We start from the raw sequence: 18,864 nt of genomic DNA, 5'->3' as shown, positions 1-18,864 counted from the left end.
AAAAAAGTGTATTCATGATAAACCTAGAAGGTTTGATGTTTTCTAAAGTTAAAAGGAAGGTATGAGAATATGTGTAATTTTAACTATTTTTGATACTACAAAATATACATATGAAAATAATACTCTCCTTTTCAATAATTATTTATAGTTTTTTATTATTCTCTTGTAATGCAAAAACATCTATAAATTCAATAAGTCACAATTTGGTAATAGAGGCAGAAAAAAAAATAATATTGGATAGTTCTCGTTTTGATATCAAGAAATTTGAAGCCAATTCGTATAAACAAAAACTGTTTAAAGAGAATTTCAAAAGACCAGGATTCGATGCTCAAAACGAAGAAGAAAACTCTGATGGTACATTAGTTCGGCAATGGACAATCTTTCCTGATAAGGAGAAAGCAGATACGCAAGAATACTTAGAAGAAGTTTCAACAGAATGGAGCCCTTTTGTGATCAGGAAAAAATATGATTATATGGGAAGGTTGAGAAGATGGTCTACAACTTTTCGGCAAGAATCTATAAATAAAAGCTATGAATATGATGCAAATGGGAAGGTAATTAAAATCACTAATTATGAAGAAAAGTTTAAACATAGCTTTGCAGATATAAGAGCGTTTTTATTAAAAGCTAGAAGTATTGATATCTATGATACAAGGCAAGCTATAGCAAGAAGGGTTAATCATTTTTCGAAGATAAATGAAAATGCTTACTACGACATCTATATTCCAAGCAAAGAAGATGCTTATATAGGATACAAAATTATAATCTATGATGTTAGCTTGGAGATAAAGGAGCTTAGAGAAGAAAATGATTCTAAGTAAAAAACAAAACAATTGAGATGAAAAAATGCATAATTATAGTGATTTTGTGGAGCATAACTATAATTTCATGTACTTCAAAAAAATCCTATATTACTTTATCTAAAGGACGTGTTATAGATAGTACATGTTGTTTTGATATAAAAAAATATGATGAAAGAAGAATGAAACTAGGACGCTATGATTTTGATTTTATAGAAAATGGTAAAAATATTAGACAAAGGTATACTTTGCCAGAAAGAGATTCTCCTGATTCGGATGGAGAATACTTAGAAGAAATTTCAACAGAATGGAGTCCTTTTGTAATCAGGAAAAAATATGATTATATGGGAAGGTTGAGAAGATGGTCTACAACTTTTCGGCAAGAATCTATAAATAAAAGCTATGAATATGATGCAAATGGGAAGGTAATTAAAATCACTAATTATGAAGAAAAGTTTAAACATAGCTTTGCAGATATAAGAGCGTTTTTATTAAAAGCTAGAAGTATTGATATCTATGATACAAGGCAAGCTATAGCAAGAAGGGTTAATCATTTTTCGAAGATAAATGAAAATGCTTACTACGACATCTATATTCCAAGCAAAGAAGATGCTTATATAGGATACAAAATTATAATCTATGATGTTAGCTTGGAGATAAAGGAGCTTAGAGAAGAAAATGATTCTAAGTAAAATATATTATCATGAGATTTAGATATTTATGATTATATAAAAAAGTGTATTTTTGAGAAAATCTAAAGTGAAAATGTTTCTTACTGAATGTCCGCGCGACGCAATGCAGGGTTGGGGAGAATTTATCCCGACAGATAAAAAAATCGATTATATCAACTCTTTAATGGACGTTGGTTTTGATGTATTGGATTGTCTGAGTTTTGTTTCTCCAAAAGCAATTCCGCAAATGGCTGACTCTGATGAGGTTGCCGAAAATATTGATAAATCTCGTTCCGATACAAAAGTTTCTGCAATTGTAGCGAACTACAGAGGAGCAGAAAAGGCTCTGAAACATGAAGTTGTAGATATTATTGGTTTTCCGTTTTCTATTTCTGAGACATTTCAGCACAGAAATACCAATAAAACTCAGGAGGAGGCTTTTGATGAAATCATTAAAATGCTTGAGCTGGTAAAAAGTGAAAAGAGACAATTAAATATCTACTTTTCAATGGCTTTTGGAAATCCTTATGGCGAAATGTGGAAATGGGAAGATGTAGATTTTTGGGCACAACGTTTTTCAGAAATTGGGGTTAAAGATGTCTTACTTTCTGATACAACGGGGGTTGCAACGCCTGAAATAATCAGTCTTTTGTTTGAAAAAATACCGTCAAAATATCCTGAAATTAATTTCGGAGGACACTTTCATAACCGTTATGAAGATTCTTATTCAAAATTAAAAGCAGCTTACGACCAAGGCTGTACAAGATTCGACAGTGCAATTAAGGGAATTGGAGGTTGCCCGATGGCGAAGGATGATTTAGTTGGAAATATGCCTACAGAACAGGTTATTAATTTTATGAGTGTTGAAAAAATAGAGCATAATCTCAATCTGTTAAACTTTGAAAGTTCTTACAACAAAGCAAAAGATATTTTTCATTTTTAACAATTGTGCTATCCATTTAGTGATTAGTATTATGTCACCCTGAGCTTGTCGAAGGGCTATACATAAAAAGGCTTCGACAAGCTCAGCCTGACAACGAAGAATAGTCAAAAAGCAGAAAAAGAAATAAAAAATTATAATTAATGGAAGCGGGTTTTAACCCGCTTTGTTATTCAAACCTAATTAATTTTAAAATCGACAAAATGTCACCAATAATATTACCATCCGAATTAAAAAATCTCCAAAACGAAAATCTTATCATTCTTGATGCAAGAGTGGGAAAAGATGCTGAGCAGAATTATTTAAACAAGCACATAAAAGGAACAAGGTTTATTGATTTGGACAAAGATTTGGCTGAGATTGGTGAAGATGCAGCTTTTGGAGGGAGACATCCTCTTCCGAGTATCGAAAAATTTGCTGAAACGTTGTCAAACTTGGGAATTTCAGAAGACTCTCATGTTGTTGTTTATGATGATAAAAACGGAGCGAATGCGGCAGCAAGAGCATGGTGGATGCTGAAATCTTTCGGGCTAGAAAATGTTCAGGTTTTGGATGGAGGATTTCAGGCTGCAGAAAAAGAAAATCTGGATTTTTCTTCGGGAAATGAAAAATTTGATAAGGCAGAAATTATTAAAAAAGACAGATGGCTTCTTCCTGTTTCGTTTTTGGAAGATGTTGAAAATGAATTAATAAACAATTCTTCTACTGTGATTGATGTAAGAGATGCTTACCGATACAATGGAGAATCCGAGCCCATCGATTTGGTTGCAGGGCATATTCCTGGAGCAATCAATATTCCTTTTTCTGAAAATCTGGATGAAAATGGCAATTTCTTAAAACCTGAAATTTTGAAAGAAAAATATTTAAAATTATTGATAAATAAACCTCAAAATCTAATTGTTCATTGTGGTTCTGGAGTTACCGCATGTCATACTATTTTAGCATTGGATTATGCGGGATTTGATATTCCGAATTTATATGTAGGTTCTTGGAGCGAATGGAGTAGAAGAGAAGGAAAAGAAATTGCTAAAGAAATATAAAAATCTTTCACAGATATCATTCTGTGAAAGATGGATTTAACTTATGAAAAATACGTGTGTTATTTAGCAACTCCCATTCCTGCAAAATAATACTTGAATGAGTTGATTTCTAAGGCAAATACTCCATCGTTACCAATCATATTGATTGGTCTCCAGAAACTACCATCAAAAAAGCTTATTAAACCTTGATAAGAATTTAGCCCGTTTGGTTCTGTCACTCCCCAAGGATTTCTCAGAATGATATAATTTTTATTATTGAAGGTAGACCAACCTAAGATTGTATAAGCGTGATTCCCAACAATGTTAGAACCTGAATAATCTCTACCTGAACCATAAGTCCAAGCAACCATCGGATTAATAGTTTTGTAACTCATAGAATTTCCTCGGACTATTCCGAATAAATCAAGAGCTGTTCTTGAATCGGTGTTGTAATAAAAAGGAGTCTTATTGTTAAGCTGAGCAACAGCTTTTACAGGATCTCCGTACGCTGTTTTAGAAATATCCGGTCTGTCATCGTTGGTCTGGTTGATCCATTTTGCAAAAGCTTTTTCGTAAACAGCAGGCCAAATTTCACCAGCATCATTACTTCTACAGTATACAGGATTATTTGAGTTGTTGATAATGGTTCTGTCGGTAACTTCTACCAATCTGCTCGGTGCATCTTTTCCACCTCCTTTTGTGTAAAACTGTATGGCATTCACTCTATCAGCTTCTCCTGTTCCCGTGGCTCTTACTTTATGTTCGATTAGATAAGGGGAAGCCCAGGCTACGGCAGCAATAGCAGAAATAAAATAGCAATTTCCAACGGCTCCCTGAATAGGATCGTTATATTCAACCACATCATTAAAGAAATTTCCTCTGTCACTCCATGATGTGTTTGCGGGAGTCCAGCCTGTTTCAACTGTGAAATTTCCGAAAATAATATTTTTTAACGTTGGAGAAATTAGTTTGTTGCTTATTGTATTATTCACAGTCGGAATGTTTAAAACCACTTTTACGTCTCCTTTGTCCAGTCTTGCATTTTTTACAGCAATTGTGTCAAGGTTCTTGACTCCTATTTTATTAAGGTCTTTTAGGTTAGTGATAGTTGAAAAGTCTAGTGATTCTTGTTTGTCTGCTGCTCTTACTTTGATATCTTCAATTTTTAAAGGTTTTACAGAATTGTCTTTCATTAGTTCTAATCCTGCATATAAAGGAGAATTGTATTTAATATCAAAGAGTTCAGAGTAGTTTTTTTCTAAAGTTTGCTCAAGGATTTGAAAAGATTTAGGATCTTTCCAGTCGAATTTTTTCCCTGTAATAGCTTCTGTTAATGCGTAAGGGTTGATGACCCCTACAAACATTTCGATTGGTGCTTTGTCCATGATAATAATTTGTTTAAAGGTTAATGTTTTTGTTTATGATGTCTGAAAAATTATTGTTGTATAAATAAAGAAAGCGGTTAAAAAGTGAAATTCCTTTTTCATTATCAGGCTCAATCTCAATTCTTCCCGTATGATTGTCTGATATGATTTCGATTATTCTTTGGCTACCTCCTATTATATTAAAATTGTCTCTAGGAACGATGGTTTCTAATTCTGATAGAAGCTGACGAAGAATATCAGAATTGAATTTTTCTGATTCAGATAATATCAGTTCTTCATTACTATCATATCCTTTGAAAATTTTCAAATTTGCATTTCCTGTTTGCTTGGAAAATGATATTTCATATCGATAGGCATAAGGAGGAGGTACGCTACCATTATTGAATGAGATTATAACTTTTTCTGTTTTCATGGTATTTATTTCTGATACCAAAGTTATATGACCTGTATAATATTTTTAGCAGTGGTTTTACGGTTTTAAGATGGGAAAATAACTGAATTTAAGTTACTTATGATGTCGTTTTTAATGTATATAAAGGGTAAAAAATAAAAAACTTTCTTACTCGGTGAGAATAAGAAAGTTATATGTTTGATTGTTGAATAATGATGAACTATAAAAAGCCAAGCTCAAATTTAGCTTCTTCGCTCATCATCTCTTTATTCCAGCTAGGTTCGAAAGTAAGCTCTAAATCAACGCTTTTTACATTTTCTACTTCTGCAACCTTGTCTTTTACTTCTTGTGGAAGTGTTTCTGCAACAGGGCAGTTGGGAGTAGTAAGTGTCATTATGATTTTAACGTCTGCATCATCAGAAATCTGAACATCATAAACCAACCCCAATTCGTAGATATCTACAGGAATTTCAGGGTCATACACGGTTTTTAAAACTTTGATGATTTCTTCGCCAATGTCAGCAATCTGGTCGTCTGTAAATTTCATTTTTTAATCTAAATTGATGTACCTTTTCAATAAATCTTCCTGACGCATTCGTCGGAAAATATTTGCCAAAGTTAAGACATCTTTTTCACAATAGTCAACAATTCTTTGCAAGTCTTTTTCTATGTAGTAAATTGATGAAACCATTGAGCCGTCAATATCATCTTTTGGAGTGGGAATTCCGAACACATGAGCCAATAATTCTAGCGACACAAAACTTTTATAATCTCCAAATTTCCAAAGCTCCATTGTATCGATATGAGGGATTTCCCAAGGTTTTTTTCCAAACATCTGAAAAGGAACAGGCGGTTGCATTCCATTGATTAAGAATCTTCTGGCTATCCAAGGAAAATCGAATTCTTTTCCGTTGTGAGCACAGAGAATAACATCCCTGAGTCTCGGACTGTTAAAAATTTCGCCAAACTCCTGTAGAATTTTCTTTTCATCATCATTTGCAAAACTTTTAATTTTCAACGTGTCATTTTTTTCAAGCATTCCAATGCTTATGCAGATAATTTTTCCGAATTCTGCCATAATTCCGGCTCTTTCAGGATAAAAATCTTCTGCAGAGACTTCATCTTTTCTCTGAAATCTCGTTTTTTTGTCCCAAAGCATTTGTTCGGTTTCTGATAAGTCCTCCCAAGCTCCCACATTCGGAACGGTTTCAATATCAAGGAATAAGGTTCTTTCTAAAGGAATGTTTTGTATCATTTTTTTGTGCTTTTATCCTAATTGCATCCCATTTTTGGTTGGTAACGATGGCGTAACTAAAGTAACGTCTTTTTTGTCTTCTCCATAAAGTCCTAATACCAGACATTCACTAAAAAAGTTGGCAATTTGTTTCTTTGGGAAGTTGACTACAGCCAAAATCTGTTTTCCGAGAAGTTCTTCTTTTTTGTAAAGAGAAGTAATCTGTGCCGATGATTTTTTGATTCCTAAATCACCAAAATCTATTTCTAATTGATATGATGGGTTTCTTGCTTTTTCAAAATCATTTACCGAAATAATAGTACCACATCTGATATCTATTTTCTCAAAGTCAGACCAAGATATTTCGGGTTTTATATTCATGCTAATGAGTTGATTAATTGTTCTATTTCAATTTTCTGTTCTGCATATTTTTGTTGTAGCTCAGAACCTTCACCCATTCTTTTATAGTATTCTAAGGCTTTATTTCCGAAAAATTTTCTGTGATAGTCTGAAACATCCGGAATTTGAGGGAAAACTTTGTGAAAAAGCATTTCATAATATGCCTGAAACTCTCTTTCGTTTTTATCTTCAATGACTTGTCCGGGAGCTTTTTGTCTTACATGAAGCATTTCGTGAGCTACCATATTCAAGACTAAACTCAAATCAAAATCAAACAAATTTTTCGGAATCATTACTTTTTGTAATCCTCCGAGTTCTCCTTCTGCAGTTAAAAGTAATGAGTTTGGAGAAAGTTCTTCTCTAAAACCAAACCCTCCAAAGTTTTCGTGCTCCAGCTGAAAAGAATGAATAAGATACTTTGCAGCATCAATAATCTGGTCGTTTTCTTTGTATGCGGCAAGATGTGAGTTGATTTGTTTGAAATTCATCCCGAAATATGTTTTAACAAATGTATTAAAATAATAAAAACCATAATGTAAATTTTATTATTTGAAATTTTTGTTGTTTAAAATCAGTCAGTTATGTTTTTTTTTGAGAGTTTTCATGCAAGATTCTGTAAAAAGAGGGTTTATATAAATGAGTACTCGAAATAACTAATGTTTAATGAATTGAATTTGAAGAAAATGAAAAAATTATTTGTACTTAAAGCTTTTGTAATTGCTTTTATTGCTTTGCTAGGTCTATCGTTAACATCTTGTAATGATGATAAATATGAGCCAATTCCCGTAAAAATTGGTGATGAAAACGGAAAATACAGAGCCAAGTTAATTACGAAACAAGGAAATAACAGAACAGAGAAAATTATTGATTTTGTTGCAAAAGATTCTGTTATTACATACAAAGAATTTCCGGTTAAGGAAATCGTTATGACAGTGCTTGAAGATGAAGCAAAGACGAATGTGGCACTAGATGCTATGGGAGATATTGAATACAAACTTGATTTTACTCCAAAGTTATTAGCAGAACAAAATGTGATTGAACTGGAACTAGAGCCGAAAGTAATGACGCTTCAAATTCCGGTTGACGGACAGACTAAAACAGCTGTTGTTACATTTACAGCCAATGAAAAAGGATATTATGTAGGGCAGGACTTTTCTATGAGATATGGTTTTGTAGCAGATAAAATTACAGTAGACGGTGCGGATTTGACTCCTTTCGAGAAGATTGAATATAGTTTTCCGTATAGTTTAAAGTATTAATTAATGTTTATATCCCCGATAGGTTGTACTTTGTGAAAAGGCAACCTATTTTTGTATTATGTTAAGTAAATTAACTCATTTATAGTGATGTTGATATAAGAATAGATGGAGATAAGTAAGGAGCAAATCTTGGTAACCCGCCTTCTGAAAAAGGAAGAATCGGCTTGGAAAGAACTTTTCGGAGTTTATTCAGGTAATCTTACTTATGTCTGTTCTCGATATATTATAGGAAAAGAAGATGTGCATGATGTGCTTCAAAATAGCTTCATCAAAATGTTTAAGTCAATTGATTCTTTTGAGTATAGAGGAGAAGGATCTTTGAAGGCATGGATTACTAGAATTGTAATCAATGAATCTTTGAAACATATTAAACAAAACTCAGATAATAAGAGCTTTACGGATGTTTTGGACATTCCGGATATTCCAAACGAAGAAGAGCCAAATATTGAAGAAATCCCGAAATCTATCATCATGCAGATGATTCGTGAGTTACCGGATGGATATCGAACGGTGTTTAACCTTTTTGTGTTTGAAAGAAAGAGCCATAAAGAAATAGCGGAGAATTTGGGAATTGTCGAGAGTTCTTCTGCATCACAGTTTCACAGAGCAAAAGCAATACTTGCTCAAAAAATAAAGGAATATAAAATGTCAAAAAAAGCGCAATATGGATGACAAATGGTTAAATAATCTGCGCAATAAAATGGAAGATCATTCAGAAGATGTTCCTGACGGGTTATGGGATGATATCAGTAAAGAATTATTTCAGAAAGAAGATGATAATACAATTGTGGGAATAGGTTCTGGAAATGAAGTAAAAGCGCAGAAACAATCTATTCAACATAGTTTTAAGAGAAAAATTTATCGTGCTGTCGCTGTTGCTGCAACAATTGCTGTATGTTTTTTTGTAGGGAAAGAACTGTTTAATATTGACTTTTCAGACCAAAAAATAAGACAATCAAAAGCAACGTATTCTAACAATAATGTCAAAAAGGGAAACAAAACTTTAGAAAAGAAAGAGATTTCAAAATCAAATGAAAAGATAATAGCTGAGCAAAATATTGGTGATGATAATTGGTTGAATAATAGTTTTTTAAGTCAAAAATTTGCAAAGAATAAAACAGCTCATAATATAAGAGAAGAAAGAGAAACTGAGAATATACTTTCAAAAAATCAGGAAGAATTTAGCATTGAGAAATTATTCAATCAAAACCCAAACACAACTAAAGAAAATACAGCAGTAAAAGAATACACATTACCAGACAAGATTCAAGAAAATAATGAAATTCTTGCGGATAATAAACAACTTTTGTCTCCTGAAAAAATAGAAGAAACGAGACTGGAAAAGCAGCAATCAAAAAAATGGATGCTGAGTATGCTTACAGGAAACGCTTCTTCAGGTTCTACAGAGCAATTTCCGGGATATGCTAATGTAATGGGTAATCCCATGAGAGCAACGGAAGTATACCAAAGTTCTGAAGCAACACCTTTATTACATGTACTTATGGCTAATCAAAATAAGGAGGTCGAGGCAAGAATAAGGCATAAAACTCCCGTTAATTTTGGGTTGTCTTTATATTATAATTTAGGAAAAAACTGGGGAGTCGGAACTGGTTTAAATTATACCAAACTTTCTTCCGAAATCCATTCAGGAAGCGAATCAAATTATGTTAAAACGGATCAATCGGTTCATTATCTGGGAATTCCTGTTCAGGTTAATTATAATGTGGTAAAAAAAGGAAAGTTTACAGGATATGTTACGGCGGGAACTCTGGTCGAGAAAGCAATTTCTGGAAAGCAAAAAACTCAATATGTAGTTGATAATAAAATAGAAGATTCTTCACAGGAAAAAATTGACTTAAAACCGCTACAGTTTTCTGTAAATAGTGCAGTTGGTATTCAGTATAAAATCATAAATAATATTGGTGTTTATGCAGAACCAGGGGTGTCATATCATTTTAAGGACGACAGTCAGCTCAATACAATTTATAAGGAAAAGCCATTTAATTTTAATGTCAAATTTGGAATTAGAATACAAATAGATTAAATATTTTTTGGAACAATTAATTTTAATAAATCAAAATAAAAAGATTCGTTGTTTGCGGATTTTAGTTTTTCATTAAATATCCTTTGGTCGGCGCAGGCATTTTTGTCTGCGCTGTTTTTTGTTTTAAATGTTAAAAATCAACTATGTAATGACTTATTTCTATTGAATTTATGAATAGTGATGTTGATTTTGTAAAATAAAATATTAATTATTTTTATCCCAAAACACCAATCATGTTAATAAAAGTTTACGGAAGTGCTATTCACGGAGTTGCAGCTCAAACCATTACTATTGAAGTGAATGTTGATACGGGTGGAGTAGGGTATCACCTTGTTGGGCTTCCGGATAATGCAATCAAAGAGAGTAGTTATAGAATTTCAGCGGCGCTGAAAAATGTAGGATACAAAATTCCGGGTAAGAAAATTACTATCAATATGGCTCCTGCAGACCTCAGAAAGGAAGGTTCTGCTTATGATTTAAGTATTGCAATTGGTATTCTTGCTGCATCAGACCAAATTTTAGCAGAAAATATTCAGGATTATATCATCATGGGAGAGCTTTCGTTGGACGGAAGTTTACAACCGATAAAAGGTGTTTTACCCATTGCAATTCAGGCAAGGGAAGAAGGTTTTAAAGGGATTATTTTACCAAAGCAAAATACTCGCGAAGCGGCGATTGTGAATAATCTTGATGTGTATGCTGCTGAGAATATCAAAGAAGTTATTGAGTTTTTCAATGAAGGAAAACCTCTTGAAAAAGTGGAAATAGATACAAGAAAAGAATTTCAGGAGAAAATAAATAATTTTCCTTTCGATTTTTCTGAAGTTAAAGGTCAGGAAGCAGCAAAAAGAGCGATGGAAGTTGCAGCAGCAGGAGGACATAATATTATTTTAATAGGACCTCCGGGAAGCGGAAAAACAATGTTGGCAAAAAGAATTCCCAGTATTTTGCCACCTTTAACTCTGAAAGAAGCTCTCGAAACAACAAAAATACATTCTGTAGCTGGAAAAATGGGTACAAATACGTCTCTCATGACAATTCGTCCTTTTAGAAATCCCCATCACACAATCTCTGATGTTGCATTAGTAGGTGGCGGTGGTTATCCTCAACCAGGCGAAATTTCTTTGGCTCACAATGGAGTTTTATTTTTGGATGAAATGCCGGAATTTAAAAGAACGGTTTTAGAAGTTATGAGGCAACCTTTGGAAGACCGTGAAGTTACCATTTCCAGAGCAAGGTTTACGGTGAATTATCCTGCAAGTTTTATGTTGGTAGCTTCTATGAATCCTAGTCCGAGCGGATATTTTCCGGATGACCCTAATAATACCTCATCAACTTACGAAATGCAGCGATATATGAATAAACTTTCAGGACCTCTTTTAGATAGAATTGATATTCATATTGAAGTTCAGAAAGTGGAGTTTGAACAATTGGCAGAAAAAAGAAAAGGAGAAAAAAGTGAAGATATAAGAAAGCGTGTTTTAAAGGCTCGTGAAATTCAACAAGAGCGATATAAAGATTTGAAAATAAGTTATAACGCTCAAATCGGACCCAAGGAAATTGAAAAATATTGTGAGTTAGATCAAACCTCCTTTGATCTCATAAAAATGGCAATGGAAAAACTGAATCTTTCGGCGAGAGCTTATGACAGGATTTTGAAAGTTGCAAGAACGATTGCCGATTTAGAAGAATCAGAAAATGTTTTGTCGCATCACGTTTCCGAAGCTATACAATACAGAAGTTTAGATAGAGAATTTTGGAATGTGTGAAAACTTAATTTATTGAAATATTTTATTTAGCTTAGTTAAATTCCCTTCTTTCCATCCAAAATCATTTGGATCATTTTTATTTTTCTGTTCTCCCTAGTTTCCGGTTTTTTTGCCTCCTCAATCCAGCGGATATATTCCTTTTTGTGAGTATAGCTCATTTTTTCAAACAAAGTTTTGACTTTTGTATTTTTACTAAAAATCTCGGCAATATCATCCGATATTTGAACAATTCTTTCTTCTTTATCTTCAATTAAACTCACAGAAATCTCATCACCAAAAGTTTTTCCCAGTTGTTTTCTGACTTCCTGAGTTAATCCTAAGATATGACAATCAGATTTCATTTTGGCTAAACTTCCGCGATATTCAATTTTATCATCAAATAAAGCTTTGATTTTTACTTGTCCTTTTTTACCAAATAATTCTTCTGTAGAAAAAGGAAATTCTACAAATGCAGCATTTATATTTCCGTTTTGCTTTATGGTAGCAGAAAATTTTATTGGTGTAGATGACATTTTTAATGTTTTTAAAAGTCTAAAAATAAAAAAAACCGTGAAAGAAAAACTTCACGGTTTCAAAAATATATCAAAAAAGATTATTTTTTCTTTTTACCAGTTGTTTTCACATGATCTGGTTTCGCTGCTCTTGTTTTTGTATCTGCAGGAGTATTTTCGTCTCTTACTAATTGTAATTCATCAATTAATCTTCTAGCACCAGCATATTTGTCGATAGTCCAAAGAACGAAACGAACGTCAACATTGATAGTTTTTTGCCATTCTGGTTCGAAAACGATATCTCCACTTAAAGCCTCACTGTTTCCGTCAAATGCAATACCGATAAGATTTCCGTCTCCATCGATTACAGGAGAACCAGAGTTACCACCTGTAATATCATTGTTAGAAAGGAAGTTTACAGGCATATAACCTTTGGCATCAGCATACTGTCCAAAATCTTTCATGTTGTAAAGGTCAATAACCCTTTGTGGAAGGTCAAACTCTTCATCACCTTTCTTGTATTTTCCTACAAGACCTGTCATGTCTGTATAATAGTTGTCAGTAACTCCAAAGTAGTTTCTGTCTTCTCTGATTGGCAATGTGTCAACGCTTCCGTAGGTTAATCTCATTGTAGAGTTTGCATCCGGATAGAATTTTTTCTCAGGTATTGCCTTCATTAAACCAGCTAAGAATAAACGATTGTTTTTCGCAAAGTTATCATCGATTTTTGAATATCTCTCAGATGATGCTTTTTGATCAGCAACGATTCCGTTTGCAATTTTCAAAAGAGGATCTGCATCTAATTTTAAACGATCAGGGTTTAAAATGAAGTTTGTAACAGATGTTTTGTTAGCAAATATTGATGAATAAGCTACATTAGAAAGATTTTTTGAATCTAATCCCATAATAGTAGGAGAAGCAACATCTTTATTCACCTTAGACTGGTAAAGCCCAACCATGGAGTTCATCATTTCTCCTTCAAGGTTGATGTTAATCTTTTCATAAGCTGATTTTACAGCAGCTTCTACTTTTGGCTTCATAGCCAATCTTCCTTGCATATCTTGTTCAGCATAAGATTTTAGAACAGAACCAAGTTGTAATGCAATTGAGAAGTATTTAGCATTTCTTGTAAGAAGCGACGCGTAATTTCTCTCAACGTTTCTGTCAGAAGTTTGCTTGTAATAAATTGCAATATCATCTAAAACAGTTTCGTATTCTGCAATATTTGCAGGTTGTACTGCCCATTGCTTGAATTTAGCTTCAAGACCTTGCTTATCTGTGATAGTTCCATTTTTAATTACAGCATCAATTGTTCCTTGTCTGTTTTTCCAATAGTTTGCAACAGAAGCATACTGAGAAGCGTAGTTAAGTTGAGTTCCTTTATCTTTATCCATGTACTTTTTCATTACGTCCATAGCTAATTTAGAAGCTTCAACCCAAGCCGGATAATCTTTGCTTACCATTTGCTGAATTCCGTAAGAAGTCAAATAACGGTTTGTTCTCCCAGGATAACCCATAATCATAGAGAAATCACCTGGTTTAATTCCTTTAAGAGAAACAGGTAAGAAATGTTTAGGCTTTAAAGGAACATTGCTTGGAGAATATTCTGCAGGATTTCCTGCTGCATCAGCATATACTCTGAAAACAGTGAAGTCTGCTGTATGTCTTGGCCACTCCCAGTTATCTGTATCACCACCGAATTTTCCTAATGATGAAGGTGGAGCACCAACTAATCTGATATCTTTATAATCTTGATATACGAAATAGTAGAACTCATTCCCGTTGAAGAAATCTCTTACTACTACAGTATATTTCCCGTTTTCAGAGTTTTCAGCCTGAATTGCTTTAGTTTCAGCATCAATCACAGCTTTTCTCTCTTCTCCGGTCATTTTATTATTTAGTTTGGATGTGATTCTTTGTGTAGCATCATCCATTCTAACTAAAAATCTTACATAAAGATCCTTTGAATTGAATTCATCTTTTTGCTTCATTGCCCAGAAACCATTTTTTAAATAGTCTTTTTCAGGAGTAGAAGCTGCCGCGATAGCGCCATAACCACAGTGGTGGTTTGTAAATAAAAGGCCCTGGTTTGAAACAATTTCACCTGTACAGAAACCACCGAAACTTACGATAGCATCTTTCATACTTGAATTGTTTACGGAATAAATTTCTTCTGGAGTCAAATGCAAACCTTCTTTTTGCATGTCAACACCATTTAGTCTTTTGATGAGCATCAACAGCCACATCCCCTCATCCGCCCTCATCTGAGCAAAGCTCAATAGAAAAGTGAATAGTAGAAATAGTCTTTTCATTTTATAAATTAATTTTTGTGTCGCTAATTTACTAATTTTTACGATATTCTGCCTGTGGTTGGTATGAAAATGGGATAGTATCTTTTATGAAAAACATACTGCTGTCAATTTTGACTTTTTTATTTCTCGGAATGGTTTGGAATTGTACTCCCACAAAAGGAAAGGATTCACAAAATATTACTGAAATCCATAAGATTCAAAGAGAGTGGATGCTGGTTTCTTTCGGTGATTTTTCTAAACCTGAACTGATTAAAAATAAAGCTAAAATTTCTTTAACAGGGAAAATTGAAAATGAAAAAATAAAAGGTACTGCTTTTATGGGATGTAATACTATGTTTTTCACCTCTGAGTTTAAAAAAGATGGATCCGTAAAATTTTCAGATATAGGAGGTACACTCATGGCTTGTCAGGATATGGAGCTTGAACTTTATTTTTCAGAAAAATTTAAAAATATGACAAAATATTCTATTGAAGGTCATTTTCTTACATTGACGGATGATAATGGAAATTCGATGAGGTTTATTGCATCTGATTGGGATTAAATTTAAAGAAAAATGAACTTAAATAAATATGAAAAGTCCGCATATTTGCGGACTTTTTTTAATTGAAAAATCTAGTTAAACTTCGCTGGTTATTAGTTTTTGGGGATAGTTTTCTTTATTTCTTCCAAAGTTGCGGTGTTGGGAAGTCCCGGAACGTTATTATGTATGTTTTTAGAATTTGTAGTGTGTTTTGTAGCTTGTCTGTTGGGAATTGTACCTTTGATTTCTTCAAGAGTAGCTGTATTTGGCAATAATTTACCAGAATTACTTGGTATGGACTGAGTTTTTGTTTCTTGTTTTTTTACTTCAAGTCCCAGATCGGATGCTAATTGTACCGATGGTAATTTTTGGGATGCAGCTTCCTTTGCTTCTTTCATCATTTTAGCTTCAGCTTCCTTCGATTCTTTGTAGTACGGAGCCTCTTGTGTTTCAGTGTTTTTTTTATCTTGTTGGGCATAAATATTTATACTTAATGCAACAAACGCAATGATATATAGTGATTTCATGGTACTTTATTTAATGTTTACTAAAACTTTTATTTTTCCAATTTCATTTTGATTGTAATCCTGAAGGGCTTTGCCAATTACCTGTCCTACTTTTACTTTTTTAGGATTGGCTTTCATTGCTACACCTGATTTTGAGGATGTTACTAAAAGATCTCCTCTTTTTATTGCACCTCCTTCCAAGCAAACTTTTGTTGGTATTACACCAATTACTCCCATTGGTACTTTGTCAGAAATATCAGCATCTATGTGCTCTTCTGTGAGAAGTACGCCCGGTTTGGTAGCGTATACACCGGCTACAAGGGTAGAATATGGTTTGGAAGATTTTTCTACGGTTCTGTCAGAATCTGTTGAAATTACTAAAATGTCTCCAGTTTCATATTCTGAAATATTTCCTTCAACATCAAAAACTTCTGCAACATCGGCTCCACTGTTTTGTGTTCCACCATTAAAGAATCCTCTTCCGGCAGAATTGATACGAGCAACATTTACCGTTCCGGGATTTCCTGACTTGAAAACTGCTATTGAACCACTGCTGTGAGTTTCAACGGTAAGAGCAGCATTTGTATTAGTGGTATTGTAATTTACAAATCTTGCAGGCCGTCCGGTACCAAAATTAGGAACCCACGCATAAATTGCATTTCCTGTACCATCAGCTGTTGTTTCTACACCATCACCTGTATTTGATGCATTGGCTGTAATGCCATTTCCGTTTCCGTCAGCAATAGCAATAAGAGCGGGGCCGTTTCCAGCGGGATTGCTTGCGTGGAATAATCCTGCATATCCACCGGTTCCTGAAGAAATACCATAAATACCGGCTGTTCCAAAATTAGCAAACTGAGAATTTACTTCACCTCTTACGGCAGCTTTTGTTCCTGTAACTTTATCGACTTTAAAGTTTCCTGCAATACCGTTTCCTATTGTGGTTACAGTGATTACATCACTTGTATTGGATTCGTTGAAGATGTTAAATCTTCCTGCGCGTCCTGTAGCGAAAGAAGGAACCCATGCATATAGAGCATTTCCGGCTCCGTCTATATTGGTTTCAACACCGTTTCCGTCTTTACTTGCGTTGGCAGTGATTGCATTTCCGTTTCCATCGGTTATTGCTACTAATGCGGCTCCATTTCCGGATACGTTGGATGCATGGAAGAGCCCGGCAAAGCCTCCTGTGCCTGATGAAATCCCAAAAATACCTGCTGCTCCGAAGTTTCCGAAAATAGTTTTTACTTCTCCTCTTACAGCAGCAGCTACACTATTGGTGTTATTCACAAGAAAAGACGCGGCATTTCCTTGTTTATTATCAGGAATATTTCCGTTTCCGTTAGTTTCTACTTCAAAAGCATTGAAAAGATTGGTTGTATTAAAATTTTCAAAACGTCCGGCACGTCCAGTACTACCGTTAAGTCCAATTTGTCCTAAAACCCCAACTCCTGTGCCTGATGAATTGGTAGCTACAAAACCTCTTACTCCGTATCCTCCACCGTCATTTCTTCCTACAACAGCACCTGCAATATCACTGGTCGTTCTCCCTACAACAGCTTCACCGGCTCCGTTATTATCCCCTACAATACCGGCAGAAGTTTGTGCGCTGGTAATTCCATGCAGTCCAAAACCGGCGGTTGTTGAACTTCTCACACCAACTCCGTTTCCTGTTGTTGAAACATTAACTACAGTTCCGTTTCCTACAGAATTAGCAACAATTACATTATTGTTGTTGGTATTATTATAAATCGAAAAATTAGCAGGGATACCATTATTACTGGTTGCATTCAGACCTGTTCCCGTATTACTGTTGGCGTAAACTCCATAGCCGTTTGCACTGGCATTTCCATAAACACCCAATCCATTCGGAGTAACTCCATAAACACCCCAACCACTTCCATCCTGACTTCCGTATACACCTACACCTAAACCTCCGGTACCATTATTTATGCCTCTGATTCCTGAGGAAAAGCCTCCCGGAGAAGTACTATTAACAATACCTCTGACTGAAGCAATATTTGAAGTGGTTGTATTGTTAATGCCTTCTAAAGAAGTGCCATCTCCGTTATTTGTTAAGGAAAAGAGGGTTGCAGGATTATTGGCTGTATTTGTATATGGAATTGTAAAGCTTCCTCCGCCTCCGCCTGCTGATTTTGCATACATTGCATACGGAACGCTTAATAACTGACTAGTGCCTGTAATAGTATAAGTTGTTCCCCCTGTGGGATCTGTTTCTGTTTTTAAGTAATAATTTCCTGTAGACCAATCAATTGTGTTGAATGTCCCTGAAAGAACTGTCCCTGTACCAAGTTCAAGAGTGATAAGACCGTTTACATTAGTATTTCCTGTAAGTCTTTCAGAATATACAGCTGCACCTGCGGGAGACCCTTGCAAAACACTTGCTCTGATTCCTACACTTTGATTAGCGAGAATTTGTCCGCCGACATTTCGAACAATGGCCTGATAACTCATTTTTTCAGGAATTTGCGCAAAAGCAGTAATTGTTCCCAGTAAAATTCCTATCGATAGTAATATTTTTTTCATGGTAGTTATTTTTTTATGATTTTAAATGTTTTTATATTTTTTCCATCTTTGTTTACTTTTATGATATACATTGCCGAAGGAAGATGAGAAAAATTGAATTCAGACTTAGATTGAGTGATTTTGTCTTTAGCTATCAATTTACCTTGGGCATCAAATAATTGATAATCTGAATTTTTGTAATCATTTGTGGTAAAATCCAGATATAAATAATCTCTAAACGGATTTGGGTAAAGTAAAATGCCTTTTTCATTTTCCGATATCTCATTGGTAGAAAGGGGAGTGGTGATTTCATAGGCGTGTTGTAAACCTTCTAAAACTTCATTATTTCCTTTTGACAAGTAAACAACTTGTCCCACACTGTAAGAAACTGAGCCATTACTTCCTGTAGCATCTGCTCCGGTTGATAATACGGCACTTTGAGCCTTTAGTAGTCCGGAGACAATAAGGATCGGGATGAAAAAGAGACAATAGATAAATGTTCTTTTCATGTTGGATGATTTTATGGTTATTATTTCCAGAATGAATTTATATTCAATTTGGAATTACTAAATTACCATAAAAAGAAAGCATTAAAGA

20 protein-coding genes are annotated in these 18,864 nt (G+C 34.2%); 9 read left to right on the top strand and 11 right to left on the bottom strand.

The genetic code is table 11. The features are described 5' to 3' along the window. The first annotated feature begins 110 nt into the window (after positions 1–110). From OH806_RS04975 to OH806_RS04960, 4 genes are all read left to right on the top strand, one after another. Positions 111–821 carry a hypothetical protein gene (locus tag OH806_RS04975; protein WP_264742567.1) on the top strand — a complete coding sequence of 237 codons (711 nt, stop codon included), beginning with the start codon at positions 111–113 and terminating at the stop codon, positions 819–821. 161 nt (positions 822–982) lie between these two features. Next, on the top strand, positions 983–1,492 hold the full coding sequence (locus OH806_RS04970; RefSeq protein WP_264742566.1) for a hypothetical protein: 510 nt from the start codon (positions 983–985) through the stop codon (positions 1,490–1,492). Positions 1,493–1,565: 73 nt separating this feature from the next. Further along, positions 1,566–2,414 (top strand): hydroxymethylglutaryl-CoA lyase, encoded by an 849-nt coding sequence (locus OH806_RS04965; RefSeq protein WP_264742976.1) that lies wholly within the window; start codon positions 1,566–1,568, stop codon positions 2,412–2,414. 200 nt (positions 2,415–2,614) lie between these two features. Next, positions 2,615–3,451, top strand: coding sequence for a sulfurtransferase (locus OH806_RS04960; protein ID WP_264742565.1), 837 nt, complete (start codon positions 2,615–2,617; stop codon positions 3,449–3,451). Positions 3,452–3,510: 59 nt separating this feature from the next. Here the strand turns inward: OH806_RS04960 and OH806_RS04955 are convergent, their stop codons facing one another. From OH806_RS04955 to OH806_RS04930, 6 genes are all read right to left on the bottom strand, one after another. Beyond that, complete coding sequence (locus OH806_RS04955; protein ID WP_264742564.1) at positions 3,511–4,815, bottom strand: C2 family cysteine protease; 1,305 nt, start codon at positions 4,813–4,815, stop codon at positions 3,511–3,513. 13 nt (positions 4,816–4,828) lie between these two features. Then, positions 4,829–5,227: a hypothetical protein gene (locus OH806_RS04950; protein ID WP_264742563.1), complete on the bottom strand. Its 399-nt coding sequence runs from the start codon at positions 5,225–5,227 to the stop codon at positions 4,829–4,831. A gap of 199 nt (positions 5,228–5,426) precedes the next feature. Continuing rightward, complete coding sequence (locus OH806_RS04945; protein ID WP_264742562.1) at positions 5,427–5,753, bottom strand: SUF system Fe-S cluster assembly protein; 327 nt, start codon at positions 5,751–5,753, stop codon at positions 5,427–5,429. A 3-nt stretch (positions 5,754–5,756) separates the two neighbouring features. Then, positions 5,757–6,461, bottom strand: coding sequence for a 3'-5' exonuclease (locus tag OH806_RS04940; RefSeq protein WP_264742561.1), 705 nt, complete (start codon positions 6,459–6,461; stop codon positions 5,757–5,759). Positions 6,462–6,473: 12 nt separating this feature from the next. Further along, a complete protein-coding gene (locus tag OH806_RS04935) occupies positions 6,474–6,821 on the bottom strand; it encodes a tRNA-binding protein (RefSeq protein ID WP_264742560.1) in 348 nt (115 codons plus the stop codon). Next, positions 6,818–7,327 (bottom strand): hypothetical protein, encoded by a 510-nt coding sequence (locus OH806_RS04930; RefSeq protein WP_264742559.1) that lies wholly within the window; start codon positions 7,325–7,327, stop codon positions 6,818–6,820. The genes OH806_RS04935 and OH806_RS04930 overlap by 4 nt, the downstream gene beginning before the upstream one ends. 195 nt (positions 7,328–7,522) lie before the next feature. Between OH806_RS04930 and OH806_RS04925 the strand changes: the two genes are divergently transcribed. The 4 genes from OH806_RS04925 (at position 7,523) to OH806_RS04910 (ending at position 11,911) form a co-directional block, all read left to right on the top strand. Then, on the top strand, positions 7,523–8,098 hold the full coding sequence (locus OH806_RS04925; RefSeq protein ID WP_264742558.1) for a DUF4840 domain-containing protein: 576 nt from the start codon (positions 7,523–7,525) through the stop codon (positions 8,096–8,098). 105 nt (positions 8,099–8,203) lie between these two features. Continuing rightward, on the top strand, positions 8,204–8,770 hold the full coding sequence (locus OH806_RS04920; protein ID WP_264742557.1) for an RNA polymerase sigma factor: 567 nt from the start codon (positions 8,204–8,206) through the stop codon (positions 8,768–8,770). Further along, a complete protein-coding gene (locus OH806_RS04915) occupies positions 8,763–10,142 on the top strand; it encodes a porin family protein (RefSeq protein WP_264742556.1) in 1,380 nt (459 codons plus the stop codon). The genes OH806_RS04920 and OH806_RS04915 overlap by 8 nt, the downstream gene beginning before the upstream one ends. Positions 10,143–10,375: 233 nt before the next feature. Next, positions 10,376–11,911, top strand: a complete 1,536-nt coding sequence (locus OH806_RS04910) for a YifB family Mg chelatase-like AAA ATPase (protein WP_264742555.1) — start codon at positions 10,376–10,378, stop codon at positions 11,909–11,911. A 35-nt stretch (positions 11,912–11,946) separates the two neighbouring features. On the opposite strand, the gene OH806_RS04905 is transcribed toward OH806_RS04910, so the two are convergent. Together OH806_RS04905 and OH806_RS04900 are read right to left on the bottom strand one after the other, a co-directional pair. Beyond that, positions 11,947–12,423 carry a YdeI/OmpD-associated family protein gene (locus tag OH806_RS04905; protein ID WP_264742554.1) on the bottom strand — a complete coding sequence of 159 codons (477 nt, stop codon included), beginning with the start codon at positions 12,421–12,423 and terminating at the stop codon, positions 11,947–11,949. 80 nt (positions 12,424–12,503) lie between these two features. Then, positions 12,504–14,714 (bottom strand): S46 family peptidase, encoded by a 2,211-nt coding sequence (locus tag OH806_RS04900; protein WP_264742553.1) that lies wholly within the window; start codon positions 14,712–14,714, stop codon positions 12,504–12,506. Between the two features lie 86 nt (positions 14,715–14,800). Between OH806_RS04900 and OH806_RS04895 the strand changes: the two genes are divergently transcribed. After that, entirely contained in the window at positions 14,801–15,256 is a 456-nt protein-coding gene (locus tag OH806_RS04895) for an META domain-containing protein (protein WP_264742552.1), read from the top strand. Positions 15,257–15,348: 92 nt separating this feature from the next. Here OH806_RS04895 and OH806_RS04890 read toward each other — a convergent pair whose 3' ends face one another. From OH806_RS04890 to OH806_RS04880, 3 genes are read right to left on the bottom strand one after another with little or no spacing between them, the layout of a single operon-like run. Beyond that, positions 15,349–15,762: a hypothetical protein gene (locus OH806_RS04890; protein ID WP_264742551.1), complete on the bottom strand. Its 414-nt coding sequence runs from the start codon at positions 15,760–15,762 to the stop codon at positions 15,349–15,351. A gap of 6 nt (positions 15,763–15,768) precedes the next feature. Next, positions 15,769–18,288, bottom strand: coding sequence for a beta strand repeat-containing protein (locus OH806_RS04885; protein WP_264742550.1), 2,520 nt, complete (start codon positions 18,286–18,288; stop codon positions 15,769–15,771). A gap of 5 nt (positions 18,289–18,293) precedes the next feature. Further along, positions 18,294–18,776 (bottom strand): T9SS type A sorting domain-containing protein, encoded by a 483-nt coding sequence (locus OH806_RS04880; RefSeq protein WP_264742549.1) that lies wholly within the window; start codon positions 18,774–18,776, stop codon positions 18,294–18,296. Between the last annotated feature and the right edge of the window lie 88 nt (positions 18,777–18,864).

Origin of the sequence: Chryseobacterium oryctis (assembly GCF_025971925.1) — a bacterium.
Classification (GTDB): Bacteria; Bacteroidota; Bacteroidia; order Flavobacteriales; family Weeksellaceae; genus Chryseobacterium; species Chryseobacterium oryctis.
Note: the sequence above shows the minus strand (reverse complement) of the source record. Positions and strands in the feature narration are given on the sequence as shown.